11 protein-coding genes are annotated in these 20,576 nt (G+C 70.4%); 8 read left to right on the forward strand and 3 right to left on the reverse strand.

Features of this window, described 5'->3' with window-relative positions:
- Window positions 1-45: 45 nt before the first annotated feature.
- Window positions 46-1,551, reverse strand: a complete 1,506-nt coding sequence (locus tag WMF36_RS29045) for a hypothetical protein (protein WP_437574018.1) — start codon at window positions 1,549-1,551, stop codon at window positions 46-48.
- Window positions 1,552-2,072: 521 nt separating this feature from the next.
- Here WMF36_RS29045 and WMF36_RS29050 point away from each other — a divergent pair.
- The 3 genes from WMF36_RS29050 to WMF36_RS29060 all read left to right on the forward strand — a co-directional run bounded on the left by WMF36_RS29050 (window position 2,073) and on the right by WMF36_RS29060 (window position 9,164).
- Window positions 2,073-7,481, forward strand: a complete 5,409-nt coding sequence (locus WMF36_RS29050; protein WP_437574020.1) for a trifunctional serine/threonine-protein kinase/ATP-binding protein/sensor histidine kinase — start codon at window positions 2,073-2,075, stop codon at window positions 7,479-7,481.
- 15 nt (window positions 7,482-7,496) lie between these two features.
- Entirely contained in the window at window positions 7,497-7,994 is a 498-nt protein-coding gene (locus WMF36_RS29055; protein ID WP_437574021.1) for a response regulator, read from the forward strand.
- A gap of 153 nt (window positions 7,995-8,147) precedes the next feature.
- Window positions 8,148-9,164 (forward strand): alpha/beta hydrolase family esterase, encoded by a 1,017-nt coding sequence (locus tag WMF36_RS29060; RefSeq protein ID WP_437574022.1) that lies wholly within the window; start codon window positions 8,148-8,150, stop codon window positions 9,162-9,164.
- A gap of 9 nt (window positions 9,165-9,173) precedes the next feature.
- Here WMF36_RS29060 and WMF36_RS29065 read toward each other — a convergent pair whose 3' ends face one another.
- Window positions 9,174-10,274, reverse strand: coding sequence for a glycoside hydrolase family 16 protein (locus WMF36_RS29065; protein ID WP_437581976.1), 1,101 nt, complete (start codon window positions 10,272-10,274; stop codon window positions 9,174-9,176).
- A 161-nt stretch (window positions 10,275-10,435) separates the two neighbouring features.
- Window positions 10,436-10,570, reverse strand: coding sequence for a hypothetical protein (locus WMF36_RS29070; protein WP_437574023.1), 135 nt, complete (start codon window positions 10,568-10,570; stop codon window positions 10,436-10,438).
- A 113-nt stretch (window positions 10,571-10,683) separates the two neighbouring features.
- Here WMF36_RS29070 and WMF36_RS29075 point away from each other — a divergent pair, with 113 nt between their 5' ends.
- The 5 genes from WMF36_RS29075 (at window position 10,684) to WMF36_RS29095 (ending at window position 20,576) form a co-directional block, all read left to right on the forward strand.
- Window positions 10,684-11,799 (forward strand): GIY-YIG nuclease family protein, encoded by a 1,116-nt coding sequence (locus WMF36_RS29075; protein WP_437574024.1) that lies wholly within the window; start codon window positions 10,684-10,686, stop codon window positions 11,797-11,799.
- Between the two features lie 90 nt (window positions 11,800-11,889).
- Window positions 11,890-12,378 (forward strand): MarR family winged helix-turn-helix transcriptional regulator, encoded by a 489-nt coding sequence (locus WMF36_RS29080; RefSeq protein WP_437574025.1) that lies wholly within the window; start codon window positions 11,890-11,892, stop codon window positions 12,376-12,378.
- A 22-nt stretch (window positions 12,379-12,400) separates the two neighbouring features.
- Entirely contained in the window at window positions 12,401-13,120 is a 720-nt protein-coding gene (locus WMF36_RS29085) for an acetolactate decarboxylase (RefSeq protein ID WP_437574026.1), read from the forward strand.
- Window positions 13,121-13,329: 209 nt separating this feature from the next.
- Window positions 13,330-14,445: a P1 family peptidase gene (locus WMF36_RS29090; protein WP_437574027.1), complete on the forward strand. Its 1,116-nt coding sequence runs from the start codon at window positions 13,330-13,332 to the stop codon at window positions 14,443-14,445.
- Window positions 14,446-14,576: 131 nt separating this feature from the next.
- Window positions 14,577-20,576: an AAA family ATPase gene (locus WMF36_RS29095; RefSeq protein WP_437574028.1), complete on the forward strand. Its 6,000-nt coding sequence runs from the start codon at window positions 14,577-14,579 to the stop codon at window positions 20,574-20,576.

Raw genomic sequence — 20,576 nt, forward strand, 5'->3', positions numbered from 1 at the left:
GTGCCCGCCGTCCGCCTGCGCCGTCCCCAGCGCGCCTTCGTGACGTTACTCGCAGGGCAGGATGCGCAGCACCCGGATCCTGGTGCTCGTGCTGCCCGGCGCCGCGAAGGCCACGCTCCCGTCGGGGAATGCCACGAAGTCCTGATATCGATTGCCGAGCACGTCGACCTCCAGCGGCTCGCCCTCGGCCTCCCCGGTGGCGCGATCGCGCGTCTGCACGTACAGCGCGCGCTCCGGATCGTTGCGGGCGATATCGCCGGCGCGCGGGGTGCTCTCCCAGGCCGCGAGCAGGCGCGAGCCGCCGTAGGCGGCCAGGTGCGGAGCGCGGTGGTTCAGGCCGGCGCCGTCGGCGATCGTGATGTCCTTGTCCGCAGCGCCGTCGGTGAAGTGGAGCAGCCGCACGTCCGCGAGCCCGTTCGAGCCCGCCGGCTGGCCCGGGCGGATATCGCTCGCCGTGAGCCAGTAGCCGCCGCCATTCGCCGTCACGAGGTTCCCCAGGTTCGAGTAGGCGAGATCGACCGGAGCGATGGTCGTGTAATCGGGCGCAAGCGCGATACGATTGTTGTTGTCGGTCTTGCACACCGTCACGAACTTGCCGGCGCTGGGGTCCCAGAGGATGCGCTCGTAGCCGCTGTGGCTGCAGCCCCAGTCGAAGCCGTCCCGCTGCAGCTCCCCGCCGGCGTCGACCACCTTCATGCGATCGCCCTGGTGGATGTTGATGCACCCCCCTTGCGAGACGCTGATCGCGGCGCCGAAATAGCCCGCATAGCGCGCGCCGTCGAAGGCGATGCGGCCGTGGTGGGCGTACCACCAGATCATGAACACGCTGGGACCGGTGGGGCCGGTCGAGTAGGGCGGCAGCGCGGCGCTCGAGCTGGTGAGCTTGGTCGCCCAGGTCTCGCGCGCGCCGTCGAAGCGGACCATGTACATGTCGTGACAGGGGACCGGAGGGGACGGCGGCGTGCCGCACAGGTTCGCCGGTGCGCCGCAATTCAACGTTCCGCCGCCCTCGGCATCGCGGGTGAGCAGCAGCACGCCGCCCGCGTCATCGGCGAGCAGATCGGAGAGGTCGTTCGCCGGCAGGCCGAGCGAGGGGCCCACGGCCTGATCACCTGCGTCGAGCTGGACGACGTGGACCTGATCGTCGTCGCTCATCCATGCGAGGCGCGACCCGCCGGACGGCATTGGCGAGATGACGAGCGGCATCAGCGCGGCCTCGTCCTCGTTGTTGATCACGCGGATTCCAACGTCGATCTCGGTGATGCGGATACGGTCCTGGGTGACGCCGCACGCGCCTGGCCCAGGATCGCCGCCCGCGCCGCCGCCGCTCGCGCTCGACGCCCCCGCGCCGCCGCCGCTCGCGCTCGACGCCCCCGCGCCGCCGCCGCTCGCGCTCGACGCCCCCGCGCCGCCGCCGCTCGCGCTCGACGCCCCCGCGCCGCCGCCGCTCGCGCTCGACGCCCCCGCGCCGCCGCCGCTTGCCGCCGAGCCCGACTCTCCAGTGCAGCCCGCGGGCAAGGCGACGAGAATCAGTGACCAGACGACTCGCATGCATCGTATCGACATGGCATCAAGCTACGTCCCGCATGCATTGCAACGCAAGCATTCCATGAAGAGCAGAAATGTTCCGGCGACTCTCCCCTTCGCTATCGCGCCCAGCCGCTCCGACGTGAATTCCTCCGGAACGCCATGACACGACGACGGCCACCGGCTCCCCGCCGAACGGCGCCGTCAAAGGCGCCAGGTGCACAGGTTCACCCACGTCGTATCCCCTCCCCTGCACGGTCGGGATGTGCGGGCAGCGTGCTCCTCCCTTTGCGCTCCGTCACCGTAGGTGTGCAGGCTCTCCTCTCCATGCGGCTCGTCGCCCCTCCGGCCTGTCCGGAGACCTCGCCTATCTGGATACCGCGGCATCACCTTGGACCAGAACAGGCATCAAGGACAGACATCCACGCACCCTCCCGCGGCGAGATTCGTCCTGCCGCAACGTGTCTTCGTGGTATCATCCAGGACACAACAGCCGCCGGCCACGCCGTGCCGTCAGGGCACGTCCACGTCAGTCAAGGGGTGAGATGCTGACGATCTCCGGTTATCAAGCGGTCGCCAAGATCTACGAGAGCGGCAATTCGCTCGTCTACCGAGGCCGGTGCGCCGGCGACGAGCGCCCCGTCATCCTCAAGCTCTTGCGCTCAGACTATCCCAGCCAGACGGAGCTCACGCGCTACAGGCATGAATACGCGGTGCTCCGCAACCTGCATGCGCCGGGCGTCGTCGGGGCGCTCGACCTGTGCCGGAACGAGAGAGGGCTCCTCCTCGTCCTCGAGGATTTCGGAGGCCACTCGCTGGCGCACCACCTGCAGAGCGGCCGGTTCGACGCCGCGGAGTTCCTCCCGCTCGCGATCGGTGTCACGCGCGCCCTTCACGATGTCCATGATGGCGGAATTATACACAAGGATATCAATCCGTCCAACGTCGTATTCAACCGCGAGGCGGGTACGGTCAAGATCATCGACTTCGGCATCTCGACGCGGCTCTCGCGGGAGGAGCTGTCGAGCAAGAGCCCCACCGTGATCGAGGGGACCCTCGCCTACATCTCTCCCGAGCAGACCGGCCGCATGAACCGGTCGCTCGACCATCGCACCGATCTCTACTCGCTCGGCGCCACCTTCTACGAGCTCCTCACGGGCGCCCCGCCCTTCGGCGCGACGGACGCCATGGAGCTCGTGCACTGCCACATCGCCCTCGACCCCACCCCGCCGCGCGCGCGGTGCCCGAGCGTACCGGAGGCCCTGTCGGACGTCGTGATGAAGCTCATGGCGAAGACGGCCGAGGACCGTTACCAGAGCACGGCGGGCCTCCTCCACGACCTGGAGGAGTGCCAGCGGCGCCTCGACGCCGCGGGCGAGATCGCCCCGTTCCCGCTGGGCCGCGCCGACGCCTCCGGCGACCTCCGCATCCCGCAGCAGCTCTACGGGCGCCAGCGCGAGGTAGAGGCGCTGCTCGAGGCGTTCGATCGCGTCGCGCGCGGCGGCACCGAGCTGATGCTCATCGCCGGGTACTCGGGGGTCGGCAAGTCCGCGCTGGCGCACGAGCTGTACAAGCCGATCACCGGGGCGCACGGGTACTTCGTCGCCGGCAAGTACGACCAGCTGAAGCGGAGCACCCCGTACACCGCGATCACCAGCGCGTTCCGCGACCTCGTGCGGCAGATCGTGGCCGAGCCCGAGGCGCAGTTCGCGCTGTGGCGGTCGAAGATCAAGGCGGCGCTCGGGGTGAACGGGCAAGTCCTCGTCGACGTGATCCCGGAGATCGAGCTCATCGTGGGCGAGCAGCCGCCCGTCCAGGCGCTCGGGCCCGCCGAGTCCCAGAACCGCTTCGTCCGCGTCCTCCAGAACTTCGTCCGCGTGTTCTGCGACGCCGAGCGCCCGCTGGCCGTCTTCCTCGACGACCTGCAGTGGGCCGACGCGGCGTCGCTCCGGGTCATCGAGCTCCTGATGACGGACGCCGAGCTGCGCGGGCTGCTCGTGATCGGCGCCTACCGCGACAACGAGGTCGGGGCCGCTCACCCGCTCTCGACCGCGCTCGCCGCCCTGCGACGCGAGGGGGCCGTCGTTCGCGAGATCTCCCCGGGGCCGCTCGGCACCGAGATGGTCTGCCGGATGCTCGCGGACGCGCTGCGCGCCGAGGCGGCGGCGGTCATACCGCTCGGCGCGCTGGTCGCGCGGAAGACCGGCGGCAACCCGTTCTTCGTCAACGAGTTCCTCCGCACGCTGCACCAGACCGGATGCCTGCGGTACGACGCCGGCCGCGCGGCGTGGACCTGGGACGTCGCCTACATCGAGTCCAGGAACATCACGGACAACGTCGTCGACCTGATGATCGGCAAGCTCCGCGGGCTCCCGGCGGACACGCAGCGAGCGCTCATGTCGGCGTCGTGCCTCGGCAACCGCTTCGATCTGGGCAGGCTCGCTGTCATCCTCGAGGAGACGCGCGGCGAGGCCCACCGGCACCTCCTGCCCGCGCTGCACGAGGGCCTCATCGTCCCGCTGTCGCCGATGGAGCCCGCGGCCCCGGACGATCTCGGCGCGCCGCTCGTCTTCCCGGACTACAGGTTCCTCCACGATCGCGTCCAGCAGGCCGCGTACGCCATGATCGAGGACGGCGAGCGCAGCGGCCTCCACGCCGACATCGGCCGGCTCCTTTTGCGGAGCCTGGGCGGGCGCGACCCCGAGGAGGAGGTCTTCGACATCGTCTACCACCTGAACCGCGGCGCCGACCTGCTGAGCGACGCCGGCGAGCGGCGGCGCCTCGCGGAGCTGAACCTCCTCGCGGGCCGGCGCGCGCTGCTCTCCGCCGCCTTCGACGCCGCGCGCGGCTACTTCGCCGAGGGCCTCGCGCTCCTGCCCGCGGGCGCCTGGCAGAGCGATCACGCGCTGACGAGCGCGCTGCACCTCGGCGCCGCCGAGGCCGCGTGCATGAACGCCGACTGGCGCGCCATGAAGGAGCTCGTGGACGCGGCGCTGGGCGAGATCCGCGACGTGATGAGCAGGAGCAAGCTCTACGAGCTCCTGATCCTCTATCACCACACCCAGGCGGAGTTCCGCGAGGCCGTGGACACCGCCGTGGAGGCGCTCGCGCAGCTCGGCGAGGCGTTCCCCGCGAGCCCCGGCATGCAGGACTTCCTCGACGCCTACACGAAGACGACGAAGCAGGTCGCCGCGCTCGGCCAGGGGCGCCTCGCCGAGCTCCCTCCGATGACGGAGGCCCCGAAGCTGGCGGCGCTCGTGATCCTCCGGCGCGCGATCCACGCGTCGTACTTCGCCGCGCCGGAGATGCTCGGGCTCTTCATCTGCCGCGCGCTCGACCTGACGATGGCTCACGGCGAGTCGCCGCTCTCGTCCTATGCGCTCGCGGCGTTCAGCGTCCTCGTCAACGCCGGCGTGGGCGACATCAGGACAGGAGCCCAGTTCGGCGAGCTGGCGATCGAGGTGCACCGGCGCCGGGACGAGCCGCTCTACAAGGCGAGCGTCTACAACTTCTATTACGGCCTCTCGCGGCACTTCTACCGTCCGGCGCGCGAGAGCCAGGCGCCGCTCATCGAGGGATACCTGAGCTACGCCGAGAACGGCGACGCCGAGAGCGCCGCGTACTGCCTGATCAACGCCTTCGTCTGCGGCGCCGTCTCCGGGCAGAACCTCCTCGAGCTCGAGTCGATGTTCGAGAGGTACATCGAGGAGGTCTTCAGGTTCAAGCAAGAGCAGGTCATCAACCAGCTCAGCGTGTGGCGGCAGGTCATCCGGAACCTCACCGGCAGGTCCGAGCTCGGGGCGAAGATCAAGGGAGAGTTCTTCGACGCCGAGCAGGCGCTCCCCGGCCTGTACGCGACGAGGAACTTCAACACGGTCAACTACATCCATACGGCGCAGGCCATGCTCTATTTCGTCTTCGGCGAATACGAGCTCGCTTACAAGCACGCTGCCGAGACGGAGCCGACCCTCGGCGCGAGCACGGGCAAGGTGTTCACGCCGCTGCACACCTTCTATTACTCCCTCGCCATGACGGCGCTCTACCCGGCGGCCTCGCCCGAAGACAAGGAGCGCTATCGCGCCAAGGTGTCGGAGAACCAGGCGAAGCTCAAGTCGCTGTCCGAGACGTGCACCGAGAACTTCCTGCACCGGTACCTGCTCGTCGAGGCCGAGCTCGCGCGGCTCGACGGCCGCGTGGCCGAGGCCCTGGACCTGTACGACCGCGCCATCGCGTCCGCGTCGGAGCACGACTACGTGAACGAGGCCGCGGTGGCCTGCGAGCTGGCGGGCCGGTTCTGGCTCGCGCAGGGCAAGGAGAAGCTCGCGCGCGTGTACCTCGCGGACGCGAGCTACAATTACAGCCTCTGGGGCGCCGTCCGCAAGGCGCAGGACCTGGCGGAGCGGTATCCAGAGCTCGCCCCGCGCGAGGCGGTCTCGCAGCGATCGCCGGAGGTCGCGCCCTCGCGGACGTTCGTCACGACGACCTCGCTCGGCGCGTCCCGCCTCGACCTGCGGACGGTGCTGAAGGCCGCGCAGGCGATCTCCGGGGAGATCGTGCTCGACCGGCTCCTCGTCAAGCTCATGTCGGTCGCCATGGAGAACGCCGGCGCCCAGCGCGGCTGCCTCGTGCTCCACGACAGCGACGGGTTGCGGGTCGAGGCCGAGGTCGACTGGACCGACGGCCGCGACGACGCGCGCTTCCCGGGGCTGCTCCTGGACCAGGCCACGGCGCGCGATCGCCCGCTCGTCTCGGCCGGGATCGTGCAGTACGTCGCGCGGACGGGCGAGAGCGTCGTCCTCGCCGACGCCTCGACAGACAGGCAGTTCCAGCGCGACGACTACGTCGCGCAGCGCCGCCCCAGGTCGGTGCTGTGCACGCCCCTCGTCCACCACAGCGGCCTTTACGGGGCCATCTACCTCGAGAACAACACCGCGACCGGCACGTTCACCCAGGATCGGCTGGAGCTCCTCACGATGCTGTCCTCGCAGATGGCGATATCCATCGAGAACGCGAAGCTCTACACCGGCGTGGAGCAGAAGGTCCGCGAGCGCACGGCGGAGCTCGAGGAGGCCCACGCGACGATCGTCCGGCTGGAGCGCGAGGCGGTCGAGAACCAGATGGCGGGCGGCTTCGCGCACGAGATGCGCAATGCCCTCTCGGGGGCCGCGATGGTGCTCGGGTCCGTGACCCAGGGCGGCCAGACGCTGTGCGCGAAGAACGCGGCCCGGCTCGGTGAGCTCTTCGACCTGCTCAAGGACGACATCCCCGAGGGCAAGCTCAAGCCGGTCCTCGCCCGGCTGGGCGACATCGAGGAGGCCGAGGAGACGCTGGACAGCGTGCTCTGCATGGTGGGCGACTGCACGGCGCGCGCGCTGAGCGTCACGAACAGCATCCTGGAGTACTCGAAGCTCGGCGTCGCGCTCGCCGGCAACGAGGTCGTGAGCCTCCGCCGCATCGTCGAGTCGGTCGCGGCGCGGCACCGCGACGAGTTCGCGCGCCAGGGCGTGTCGGTCGAGCTCGATCTCCGCGGCGGCTCGGCGGTCCTCGGGTCCGAGTCGCACTTCGACTCCATCGTGAACAACATCGTCCTGAACGCGCGCGACGCGCTGCTCCTGGTCGGCGACAGCCGCGGCCGGCGGGTGCGGATCGAGACGGTCGATGAGGGGGAGCTCCAGCTCCTCACCGTCAGCGACAACGCGGACGGGATCTCCGCCGACGACCTCTCGAAGATCTTCCAGCCGTTCTTCTCGACGAAGCCGACGACCGGCGTGGGTCTGGGGCTCAGCTTCGTCTCTCGCATCGTGGCGATGTACGGCGGGACAATCGACGTCGACAGCGACGCGGAGCGCGGCACGACGTTCGTCGTCCGGCTCCCGCGCGCGGCGTCCCGCGGACAGTCGCAGCCGGCCGGCGCCAATGCCAGCCGTATCGAGCTCAACCTCGCCGGGAACTGAAAAGGGGGCGCCAAGATGACATCGGCGAAATTCAGCAGGCGCTTTCGCGGGGCCTCGGACGAGGCGCCGGAGACGCCCCAGAAGGAGCGACCGATCGTGGTCGTGATCGACGACGACCCGCGGATGCGGTCCGCGCTCGCGTTCACGCTGCGTCACGACTACGACGTGCGCCTGTACGCGAGCGCTCAGGAGGGCATCGTCGCCGTGACGGAGATGACCAGCCTGGTCATCCTGGACATCCGCATGCCGGGGATCGACGGTCTCACGGCGTACCTGAAGATCAAGGCGCTTTACCCGAAGGTGCCTATCATCTTCTACACCGCGTTCCAGGACATCCTGGAGAAGCAAGATCTGCTCTCGACCCACAAAGCGTTCGGCTATTTCGACAAGAACGGCGACGTGTCGGGGCTCAAGGCGGCGGTGGAGAAGGCCGTCCAGCACCACAGCGTGGTCTCGAGCATGGCGAGCGCGCAGAAGCTCGTGCGCGGGCTCATGCCCCCGGACGACCACTGACCGGCCGCAGGTGGAAGGACGAGGGCCGCGTCGCACGGCAACACCACGTCATTCGCGCGATCGTACAGGTTCAATCCCGGCGCTCGGCGGCACGGGGGCGATGCGCGTCGCTGCCACTTGTACCGGCCCGCCGGGCCGCGTATGGCTCGCGCTATGCGCATACGTCGCTCTGCCTGCACCGTGCTCTTTCCCTGCTCGCTGCTCCTCGCCGCCATGGGCTGCTCGTCCAGCGAGGAGCCAGGTCCATCCTCCAGCTCTGCGACCACCGGGACCGCCAGCTCGACCGGCGCAGGGGACGGCGGCGGTGGGCAGGGCGGCGGCGGTGGGCAGGGTGGTGGCGGTGGAGCTGGGCAGGGGGGTCAGGGCGGCGCAGATCCCATCGGGGGCGACAGACCCGTCGAGGTCTACGTCCCGCCGAGTTATGAAGAAGGCACGCCCGCCCCGCTGGTCATCCTCCTTCACGGCTTCACGGCGTCGGGCGCCGTACAGGAGGAGTATTTCGGGCTGAAGCACCTCGCGGAGTCGAGGGGATTTCTCTATGCCACCCCCGACGGTACGGCGAACCCGGACGGCGCTCGATTCTGGAACGCGAGCGACGCTTGCTGCAATTTCTACATGAGCGACGTGGACGACTCGGCGTACCTCCGCGAGGTGATCGAGGACATCAAGGCGCGTTACACGGTCGATCCAAAGCGTGTCTTCTTCGTCGGGCACTCGAACGGCGGCTTCATGGCCTTCCGGATGGCGTGTGAGCACGCCGATGCCATCGCTGCCGTCGTGAGCCTCGCGGGCGCGATGCCCGACGACGCCTCGAAGTGCGCGCCCTCCGAGCCGGTGGCGGTGCTCCAGATCCACGGCACCGCCGACGCGGACATCCTCTACGAGGGGGGATTGATCAACGATGTCGCCTATCCAGGCGCCGTGACGAGCGTCGAGGACTGGGCCACGCTCGACGGCTGCGAGCCGACGACCGAGACGCTGGACGGTAAGCTCGATCTCGATAGCTCGATCGAGGGGGACGAGACCGAGATCACGCGGTACGCCGACGGGTGCGACGCAGGCGGCCACGCCGAGCTCTGGACCAGCGAAGGCGCCGGCCACATCCCGACGCTCTCGCCCGACTTCGCGCCGGCGGTGATCGACTTCCTCTTCGCTCACCCCCGGCCCTGAGCGGCGGCGCTACGGCAGGGTGTCCTCGCGGGCGATCGAGGACGCCCGGAAGCCGGCCACCTGCGCGTCCACCTCGGCCTGCGACAGGAGGATATCCTTCGCGAAGTAAACCCAGTCGACGTCCTCGGCGTACGTCCGCGGGGCGGACTCTCCGGCAGCGAGCTCGTCAAACCATAGGTTGAAGTCGAGGTGCTGGTTCGTCTCGGGGACGTAGGCGGCGTCGTGCGTGCAAAGCAGCGTGCCTTCGATGTAGTACTGGATGCCTGACTCGGTGATCTGGATGAGGAGCCTCTTCCAGCCCGACTGGTCCCCCGCTACCTGGTTCGATTGCGTGCTCTCCAGCGAGGCCGTCTCCCACGAGGTGAGCCACAACGTGCTCGTATTGCCCTGTCCCCACCCGCCGTTGGGCATGTACTCGAAATCCTGCTCCGAATAGTTGGGATCGGTCTCGGGGTCGTTGATCCACGGGCTGATCGTGAAGAACGTCTCGACCAGCTTGTCGCCGAGGTGCCGGGTCCCGGTCAGGGGAGTGTTGCTGAATTTCACCCTGGCGGAGTAAGTCCCGAGGCGAAACTTGTCGTCGTTGGACTGGAGCTCCGCGTGCGAGGTGCTCGCGCCGGATCCGCTCGTGGTCGCCTTGAGCCGCAGCAGCCGGTTCGAGGCGAGATCGGGATCGTCGATGAACGATACATTGGACGCCGGCCATTGCGCGCCGGCGACCCCGGGCGCTCCGTCGGTCGTCCGCACCCACCACCGGCTCGTGAGATTGCTATCGGCGATGCCGGTGTACGTGAAGTCGTCGAAGAACGCGGCCGAGACCGTGACGCCGCCGCCGCTGCCGCCGTCTCCGCCGCTGCCGCCGTCTCCGCCGCCGCCGCTGCCGCCGTCTCCGCCGCCGCCGCTACCGCCATCTCCGCCGCCGCCGCTGCCGCCGCCGTCTCCTCCGCTGCCGCCGCCGTCTCCTCCGCTGCCGCCGCCGTCTCCTCCGCTGCCGCCGCTGCCGCCGCTGCCGCCGCCGTCTCCTCCGCTGCCGCCGCCTGCGCCGCTACCCCCGTCACCGCCGCTGCCCCCGCCACCGACGCCGGTGTCGCTCGTGCAAGCCAACAGCACCTGCGCCACAAGAAGCGCCGCCCCCGCAACATGGGCGAAATGCGCACCGCGGGGCGCCCCCGCCGTCGCAGCAACGGTCCTCCGGGATTCGTGATCCATTTCCATCGAGCTTGTTCCCTTCCAGGCCGCGCGTCCCATCCACCGGGATCGAGCGCTGTGCCTCAGCGCTCCCGCAGGTATTTGCGGATGTCGACAGAGACGGCCGCCACGATGATGACGCCCTCGATGATCTGCTGCCAGTAGGCCGACACCCCGAGGACGACGAGGCCGTTGTCGAGGACCTCGAAGAGGAGCACCTCGGCGCGCTGGGAGACCGCCTTGGCGGCCTGGCCGGCTCGACGGCCGCGCGGGCTCGGCTCCGCGCGGCGCGCCTTGCGCGTCCGCCGCGGCTTCGCAAGAATATCGGGCGATGCCGCGCGCGGCGCTGCTCCCTGCCCGGAAGGGCCCAGGCGATGAGGAGCGGATCGCGCTGCTCCGCGGCCTCGTGCGGGCCGGCGCCGAGAACCGGCCCGGCGTCTACCAGATGGCCGGCGAGGACGGCGCCGTCCTCTACGTCGGCAAATCGAAGCGGCTGCGCACGCGGCTGCTCGGCTATTTCCGCTGCGAGCCCGAGGAGAAGGGCGCCCGCATCCTCCGCGCGACGAGCCACGTCGCCTGGGAGTACTGCCCGAGCGAGTTCGCGGCGCTCCTCGCCGAGCTCAGGCTCATCCGGCGGCTGTGGCCGCGCTTCAACGTGGCCATGAAGCGCGATCTCAAGCGCTGTTCCTTCATCAAGATCACGCGCGGACCGGCGCCGAAGCTGCATGTCGTGCGCGGCCCGGCGCGCGATCCGGGCGCCCTCTACTACGGCCCGTTCACGGGCGGGGGCCGCGTCCGCGAGGCCGTGCGCGCGCTCTCCAACGCGCTCGGGCTGCGCGACTGCGCCGAGGACGTGCCGATGCGCTTCGACGATCAGCAGACGCTCTTCTCGCTCGGACGCCGCACGCCGGGCTGCATTCGCTACGAGATCAAGCGCTGCCTCGGCCCCTGCGTCGCGGGCTGCTCGTCGCGGGACTATGGCGATCGCGTGGCGCTCGCCCGCGCCTTCCTCGAGGGCCGCAGCGAAGGCCCCATCGGCCGATTCCGCGACGAGATGGAGGCCTGCCGCGAGCGCGCCGAGTTCGAGCGCGCCGCCGCCCTGCGCGACCGGATCCAGCGCCTCACGGCCCTCCGCGGCGAGCTCCAGCGGCTCCGCTTCGCCCTCGAGTCGCTCTCGTTCCTCTACACCGTCCCTGGCCACGACGGCGACGACCGCGTCTACCTCGTCCGGCGCGGCAGCGTCCGCGCCGAGGCCCCGGCGCCGCGCTCGGACGACGATCGCCGCGCGCTCGCGCGGCTCGCGGCCGACGTCTACGGCCCCCCGGAGCCCGCCGCCGCGCCGGTGCCGCTGAGCGAGATCGACGAGGTGCTCCTGCTCTCGTCGTGGTTCCAGCGCCACCCGGACGAGCTCGCGCGGACGCAGCCGGTCCCGGGGCTCACCGGGTAGCGCCAGCCCAGCGCCGGAGATGGTTGCGCCACGCAACTTTCCTGCCCGGAGATGGTTGCGTATCGCAACGATCTATGTTTCCCTCGGAGGGTGACCACGAGAGAGCTCCGCTCCGAGGTTCGCGCCTTCGTGCGCGGGTTCGGTCTCCTGGACGAGGAGCGCACGCCGTGCGGCGTCCGGGTGGCGCCGCGCGAGGCCCACGCCCTGACGATCCTCGCGGACGCCGACCGGGCGGGCGAGCAGCTCTCCCAGAGCGACCTGCGGAGGGCGCTCGGCATCGACAAGAGCAACGTCACCCGGCTGATCCAGCGCCTCCGCGAGGACGGCCGGGTGGAGCAGGACGTCAGCGAGGAGGACGGGCGCGTCCGTCGCCTGCGGCTCACGTCAGCCGGGCGCCGCATGGCGGGGCGCCTGGAGGAGCAGAGCCTGCGGAGGTTCCAGTCGATCCTGGACGCCATTCCCTGCGAGGAGCGCGCCGCCGTGGTGAGCGCGTTGCACGTCTTGAACAGCGCGCTCTCGCGCGTGACCGAGGAGCTGCCCCATGCGAGCGATACGAGCGATACGAGCGAGCCTGTCTAGCGTTCTTCTCGGAGCTCTCCTGATGTCCCCGATCGCCGCCTGCACGCCCTCGAGCGAGGCCGCCGAGGGGCCCGCGCCGGGCGCGCCGGCGGCGGTGCCGGTCCGCTCGTTCGGCGCGCTCCGCGCGATCATGCACGAGGGGCAGACGGGGCCCGCCGTGCGCATCGGCGATATCGTGCCGGGCCCGCACGCATTCGGGATCGGGGCGCTCAGCGAGCTGCGCGGGGAGGTGACCGTCATCGACGACGCGATCTGGACCTCCTATGCGCGCGACGACGGGACCCTCGACGTGCGCCCCGCCGGGGCGGAGGAGCGGGCGACGCTCTTCGTGGTGGCGAATGTCGCGCGGTGGCAGGAGGCGACGCTCGACGCCGACGTGCCTGACGGGCAGCTCGACGCGCGCATCGAGGCGCTGCTGCGGGAGCGCGGCCTCGACACGGAGGGCGCTGTCCCGGTCCAGGTGCGCGGGGGCTTCCGCGATCTCAGCTGGCATGTCATCGACGGGAGAAAGCTCGCCACCGGCGGCGGCCACGCGGACCATGTCCGGGCGTCGGTGAGCGGGACGCTCCCCGCCGCCGAGGGGACGCTCGTGGGCTTCTTCTCGAAGCGCCACCACGGCGTCTTCACGCACATGGGGTCGAACACGCACTTCCACGTCGTCCTGCCGGAGCGATCGCTGATGGGCCACGTGGACGGCGTGACGCTCGCTCGCGGCGCGCGCGTCCTCCTGCCGGCGCCCTGAAGCTTGACCTCGCGCGCCGCCGCGCTCTCTGGCACGGAGGTTGATACCGCATCTCCCCATGAATGCCAGACACCGCTGCCGACCATCTCCCGTCACCCGGGCGCACGTCGCGGCCGATCGCCTCTCCCCGCCGGGGCGCGATGGCCTGTCCGGTCGAGGCAGGCCGCGCGCCCTTCACGCCCGGATCCGGGGCACCGGCGAGGGACCGCGTGCGCGCCCGTGAGCTCGGCGTCGCGCCCGGGATCTTCGACCCGGGCCGGCTGAACGCGATCACCGACGTGGGCGGCGTGCGCGTCGGGCACGCCACGGTCGTCGAAGGCGACGCGATCCGCACCGGCGTCACCGCCGTCCTCCCGCACGGGGCGAACCTCTACCTCGATCGCGTCCCCGCGGCGATCCACGTGGGCAACGGGTTCGGCAAGCTCGTCGGCTCCACGCAGGTCCGCGAGCTGGGCGAGCTGGAGACTCCCCTCCTCCTCACGAGCACGCTTTGCGTGTTCCGGGCGGCGGACGCGCTCGTCGAGTGGATGCTGGCGCAGCCCGGCATGGAGGAAGTCCGCTCGCTCAACCCGGTCGTCGGCGAGACAAACGACGGCGTGCTCAACGCGATCCGGCTCCGGCCGATCACCGCCGAGCACGTGCGCGCGGCGCTCGCCTCGGCGCGCGAAGGGCCCGTGCCGGAGGGGTGCGTCGGCGCGGGCACGGGGACGGTCGCGTTCGGGTGGAAGGGCGGGATCGGCACCGCCTCGCGGGTGCTGCCTGCGTCGCTCGGCGGCTCCCGCACCGGCGTGCTCGTCCAGTCGAACTTCGGCGGCGTGCTGCAGGTGATGGGGGCGCCTGTCGGAGAGGAGCTCGGCCGGTACGCATTTCGGTCGGAGATCGAGGCGAACCAGGCATCGGACCAGGAAGTCGAACCGGATCAGGGCGGCGGATCCATCCTCATCGTGGTCGCGACCGACGCGCCGCTGTCGGACCGCAACCTCGGACGCCTCGCGGCCCGCGCGATCCTGGGCCTGTCGCGCACGGGCTCCTCCGCCGCAAACGGATCCGGAGACTACGCTGTCGCCTTTTCGACGAGCGCCTCGGTGCGGCGCCCCTCCGGCGCGAAGCAACTCGTGACGACGGAGCTCGCCAACGAGGAGATGTCTGCGCTGTTCCAGGCCGTGATCGAGGCGACCGAAGAGGCCATTTACGACTCGCTCTTCACGGCCGAGACCACCGCGGGGAACGGCCGTACGGTGGAAGCCATTCCTCTGGATCGGGTCCGTGAGGTGCTGTCCAGGTACGGCGTCCCGCGGCGGGACGGCCGCTCCCGGCGGGAGTGACGGGAGGGCGTCGCAGGCGAGCCGGCGCGAGGGCGCGCCGCCATTTGCCCGTGGCGAAGCGTGGCGCTTTTGGCAACATCTCGATCCACGCCGACGCCTCGGAGGCCGCTCCGGCTTCCGAAGATCTCTTTATGCCTCAGAGTCCACGCTACCTCGTGCTGGAGGTCTTGCACACCGGGGCAGACACAATCCTGTACCGAGCGCGGCGCAACGAAGACGGACTACCGGTCGTGCTCAAGGTCCTGCGGCGCGACCACGCCAGCCCCCAGGCCCTTGGGCGGCTGCGCCACGAGCACGAGGTGGCCAGCGGGCTCGACGTGCCCGTCATCGTCAAGGCGCACGCGATCGAGGCGTTCGGCGACCAGGTGGCCCTGGTCCTGGAGGACTTCGGCGGCCGCTCGCTCGACAAGCTCCTCGACGGGCCGATGCCGCTCGAGCGCTTCTTCCCCCTCGCCCTGCGCCTCTCCGACGCGCTCGCCGAGCTGCACCGGCACCACGTCATCCACAAGGACATCAAGCCCCAGAACCTGCTCTACAACCCCGACACCGGGGAGGTGAAGCTCACCGATCTCGGGATCGCCTGCCTCTCGCCCCGCGCGTCGGAGGACCTCGCCCACGACGGGCTCATCGCGGGGACGCTGGCGTACATGGCGCCGGAGCAGACAGGCCGGATGAACCGCTCCATCGACGAGCGGACCGACCTGTACTCCCTCGGCGTCACCTTCTACGAGATGCTGACTGGCACCCTGCCCTTCCAGGCGAATGACCCCGTGGAGTGGGTGTATTGCCACATCGCCCTGACGCCGCCCTCGCCTCACGCGATCGTCCCCTCGATTCCCCCGCAGCTGTCGGCGGTCGTGCTCAAGCTGCTGGCCAAGGCCGCCGAGGAGCGTTATCAGAGCGCGCTCGGCCTCCGACACGACCTCGACCGTTGCTTCGCCGAGCTCCGGTCGCGCGGCGCCATCGACGCCTTTCCGCTGGGGCAGCGCGACGTCTCGGACCGGTTCCAGATCCCGCAGCGGCTCTACGGCCGCGAGCGCGAGGTCGAGTCGCTGCTCACCGTCTTCGAGCGCGTCGTGGCCCAGGGCCTGCCCGAGCTCGTGCTCGTGTCGGGCTACTCGGGCGTCGGCAAGTCGTCGCTCGTGGCCGAGCTGCACAGGCCGGTCGTGCGCGTGCGCGGCTTCTTCCTCTCCGGCAAGTTCGAGCAGCTCAAGCGGGACGTCCCCTACCACGCCTTCCTCCAGGCGTTTCGCGGGCTCGTGCAGGAGATCCTGTGCGTGAGCGAGGAGGAGCTCGAGCGCTGGCGGCAGCGCCTGCAGGAGGCCCTCGGCGCGAGCGGCGGGCTGCTCACCGGCGTGCTCCCCGAGCTCGAGCTGCTCCTCGGCCCGCAGCCGCCCGTGCCCGAGGTTCCGCCGGCCGAGGCACAGGGCCGGTTGCACGCGACGCTCCAGCGCTTCGTTGCCGCGTGCGCCCAGAAGGAGCACCCCGTGGCGCTCTTCCTCGACGATCTCCAGTGGGCCGACGCCGGGAGCCTCCTGCTGCTCGAGCAGCTCGCTGCCCACGGCGGCGCCGCGCACCTCCTGCTGATCGGCGCCTACCGGGACAACGAGGTCGGCCCGGCGCACCCGCTCGCGCTCATGCTGGCCGACGCGCGGAAGCGCGGCGCCCTCGTCACCGACATCGTCCTCGCGCCGCTCTCCGCCCCCGATGTCGGAGCGCTCGTCGCCGGCGCGGTCCACGCCTTGGCCGAGCAGGTCGAGCCGCTCTCGCGGCTGGTCTACGAGAAGACCGGCGGCAACCCCTTCTTCGTGATCCAGTTCCTGATGGAGCTGCACCAGGAGGGGCTCATCGCCTTCGACGCGGACGAGGGCGAGGGCGCGTGGCGGTGGGACATCGCCGCGATCCGCGACAAGGGCTTCACCGACAACGTCGTCGACCTGATGGTGGGCAAGCTGAAGCGGCTCCCGGCCTCGACGAGGGACGCGCTCAAGCTCGCCGCGTGCCTTGGCAGCAGCATGGACCTCGACACCCTCGCGATCGTCGCGAGCCGGCCGGCGGCAGGGCTCCGCGAGGCGCTCGAGGAGGCCGTGCGGGAGGGGCTGCTCCTCCGCCGCAATGGCGCGTACCGGTTCCTCCATGACCGGGTGGAGCAAGCCGCTTATTCGCTCATCCCGGCGGGACAGCTCGCCGAGATGCACCTGAGAATCGGCCAGCTACTCTTGAAGGCCCAGCGCGCAGAGGAGCGCGAAGATGCGCTCTTCAACATCGTGGGCCACCTCAACCGCGGCGCCGCGCTCATCCGATCTCCGGCGGAGCGGGCCGAGCTCGCCGCGCTGAACCTCCGCGCCGGCAGGAAGGCCAAGGCCGCGGCGGCCTACCAGTCTGCCGCCGCGCTCTTCGCCGCAGGCCTCGACCTGCTCGCGCCGGACCGCTGGGAGACGCAGCACGAGCTGGCCTACGACCTGACCATCGAGCGCGCGCACGCCGCGTACATCACCGGCAGCACCGAGGAAGCCGAGCGGCTCCTGGAAGAGCTCATGGCTCGCGCGAGGATCGAGACGGCCGCCGTCGTCGAGCTCGCCCTCGCGTTCTACCAGACCCGCGGGCAGTGCGCCCGAGCGGTGGAGATCGGGCTCTCATGGCTCCGCGCCCGCGACGTCCCTCTTCCGCTCCACCCCACCGACGCGCAGATCAAAGAGGGGACGGAGCGCGTCTGGCAGGCCCTGGGCGACCGGGCGATCGAGGACCTGATCCATCTGCCCGCCATGACGCTCCCGGAGATCAAGATCACGATGGGCGTGATGCATCGCGTGACCGGCCCTGCGATCTTCGTGGACCAGGACCTGCACTATCTCGTCGTCATGCACATGGTCAAGCTCAGCCTGCGCCACGGCAACGCCGAGAGCTCCGCTCACGCGTACGCCGCCTTCGCGAGGCTGATCGGCCCGAGGTTCGGGCGCTACAAGGAGGCCTATCTATTCGGCAAGCTCGGCCGCGACCTGGCGGACAGGAGCGGCCTCCTCAGCACGAAATCGCTGGTGTTCACGCTCTTCGGACAGCATGTCGTGTTCTGGACACACCACTACAGAGAGACGTATCCGTTTACGCGCGCCGGCTTCAGCGCCGCGATCGAGTCCGGCAACCTGAACGACGCCTGTTTCAACTGCATCTGGGCCTCCCTGTTCCCGCTGCTCTGCGGCGAGCCGCTGGAGGATGTCCTCCACCAGACCGAGGACCGCCTCGGCTTCGTGCGCAAGGCCGGATACGAGTTCGCTCACGGCGCCCTCCTCGGCGGCCACGGCATGATCCAGGCGCTGCGAGGCAGGCCGGTCCACTTCTCGATGCTGGATGGATCCGAGCTGGATCAGGGCGCCTTCGAAGCGCGGCTGAACGAGGGGGATATGCAGGGCGTTCGCGGCCTTTATTACAGCCTGAAGGCCCAGGCGCTCTTCGTGCTCGGCTCGCCGGGAGAGGCCGTCGCGGCGGCGACCCGCGTGAGGGTCGAGCACCCCTGGAGGACCGAGCCGTACGCGCTCATCGCCGAGAACTTTTATTATTTCGCGCTCGCGCTCGCGGCCCTCTGCGACGAAGGGCGGCCATCCCCGCCGCGGGCGCTCCCCGAAGGGCTCCTCGAGTGCGAGCGGCAGCTCGGCGAGTGGGCGGAGAGCTGCCCCCCGAACTTCCTTCACAAGCACGCCCTCGTCCGCGCCGAGATCGCCCGTCTCCTGGGGCAGGAACCGGAGGCCATCCGGCTTTACGAGCACGCCATCGCATCGGCGCGGGAGGGCGGCTTCGTCCAGCACGAGGCCATCGCCTGCGAGCTCGCCGCGGGCTTCTACCGCGCGCGCGGCCTGTCCACGCCCGAAGGCGCCTACCTGCGAAGGGCACGCGCCGGCTACTTCCGATGGGGCGCCCACGCCAAGGTGGAGCAGCTCGACCAGCGCTACCCCGATCTCGTCGAGCGCAAGCCGATCGCCCCCACGGCCACCTTCGCCGTGCGGGCCGAGCAGTTCGACGTCCTGTCGGTCGTCAAGGCCGCGCAGAGCATCTCCGGCGAGCTCAAGCTCCCGCGCCTGCTCGAGATGCTGCTGCGCATCGTGGTCGAGCACGCGGGCGCCGAGGAGGGCTATGTGCTCCTGCTCCGGGAGGATCGCCTGTCGACCGCGGCGGCGATCAAGGCGCCGGACGGCGAGGCGCGGCTGCTCGGCGCGGCGGAGACACCGGCGGCGGCGCCGCCGCGGTCCATCCTCAACTACGTTCGCCGGAGCCACGAGCGCGTGCTGCTCGACGACGCCGCCGCCAGGCACCCGTTCTCGGAGGACGCGTATTTCACCCAGAAGAGACCGAGGTCGGTGCTCTGCCTCCCGATCGTCCGGCAAACCCGGCTGCTCGGCCTGCTCTACCTGGAGAACAGGCTCGTCGCCGGGGCCTTCACCCCCGGACGGCTCAACGTGCTCGAGCTGCTCGCCTCGCAGTCGGCCATCTCGCTGGAGAACGCCATGCTCTACTCCCAGGTCGAGCAGGAGAACGCCGAGCGCCGGCGGGCGGAGCACGCGCTGAAGGCCAACCAGGCAACGCTCCAGGCCATCGTCGACAACTCGGCCGCGGCCATCTACCTGAAGGATCACGAGGGACGACATCTGCTTGCCAACCGGCACGTGGGCAACCTCCTGCGCCTGCCGATGGAGAAGATCCTTGGAACGACGCTCGCTGATCTCTTCGATGCTCCGGGCGCCGCGGCCGTAGAAGACCACGATCGGAAGGTGCTCGATGCGGGCGTGCCGATGGAGTGGGAGGAGGTGGTGCCGCTGGAGGACGGGCTGCACACCTTCCTGTCGGTCAAGTTCCCGCTCGGCGAGGGGGTCATGCCGGGCGTGCTGTGCGGCATCTCCACGGACATCACCGAGCGCAAGCGGGCCGAGCAGGCCGAGCGCTTCCTGGCCGAGGCGGGCCGCAGGCTGATGGCCCTCGACTACAGCACGACCCTCGAGAGCGTGGCGCGGCTCGCGGTGCCCGAGCTGGCCGACCAGTGCCTCGTCGATGTGCGCCTTGATCACGACGCCCCGGGACACACGGCCACTGCGGGCGTGCCCGACGAGCTGGTCGACGCCGTGAAGGACGCGCTGCGGCCCCTGACCGCGGCGTCGCCGGTCCGGCCCGAGGTGGGCGACGTTGGCGCCGCGCCGCTCCTGCGGCAGCTCGGCATTCACGCGTTCCTCCGGGTTCCGCTCCTCGCGCGCGACCGGTGCTTCGGGGTCATGACCTTGCTGGCGACCGCGCCCTGGCGCCATTACGGCCCTGCCGACCTGTGGCTGGCCGAGGAGCTGGGGAGTCGCGCGGCGCTCGCGCTCGACAACGCCCGTCTGTTCGCCGAGGCGCAGAAGGCCATCGAGCGGCGGGACGAGTTCCTCCTCGTCGCCTCGCACGAGCTCAAGACCCCGCTGACCTCGCTGAAGATGCAGGCGCACCTCATCGAGCGGCTGCTGCGTCGCTACCAGCGGGCCGAGATCGCCCCGGAGCGGATCGACGCGGCGCTCCAGGTCCTCAATCGCCAGATCGCGCGCCTCGCCCACCTCGTCAACGAGCTGCTCGACGTGACCCGGCTCAGCGCCGGGCGGCTGACGCTCGTGCGCACGCCGGTCGATCTGGCGGCCCTGACGCGCGAGGTCGTCGAGCGCATGCGCCAGCAGCTCGCCGACGCCCGCTGCGGCGTCCAGCTCGAGCTGGACGAGCCCGTGGTCGGGCGCTGGGATCCGTCTCGCGTGGAGCAGGTCCTCATCAACCTCCTGTCCAACGCGATGAAGTACGGCGCCGGCGGCCCCATTCATGTCGTCGTGCGCGGGCAGTCCGAGCGCGCGACGCTCGTGGTCCGGGATCACGGAATGGGCATTGCGGAGGCGGATCAGGCCAGGATCTTCGAGCGCTTCGAGCGCGCGGTGTCGGTCCGCAACTTCGGCGGGCTCGGCCTCGGGCTCTACATCGTCCGCTCGATCGTGACCTCGCACGGCGGCACCATCCGCGTGGAGAGCGAGCCGGGCGCCGGCGCCACCTTCATCGTGGAGCTCCCTCTGGATGCGGCCGAGACCGAGACAGACACCGACGGCCAGGGCGCCCTCCTCCCGCCAGCGTAG

This window comes from Sorangium sp. So ce887 (assembly GCF_051521455.1).
Taxonomy (GTDB): Bacteria; Myxococcota_A; Polyangia; order Polyangiales; family Polyangiaceae; genus Sorangium.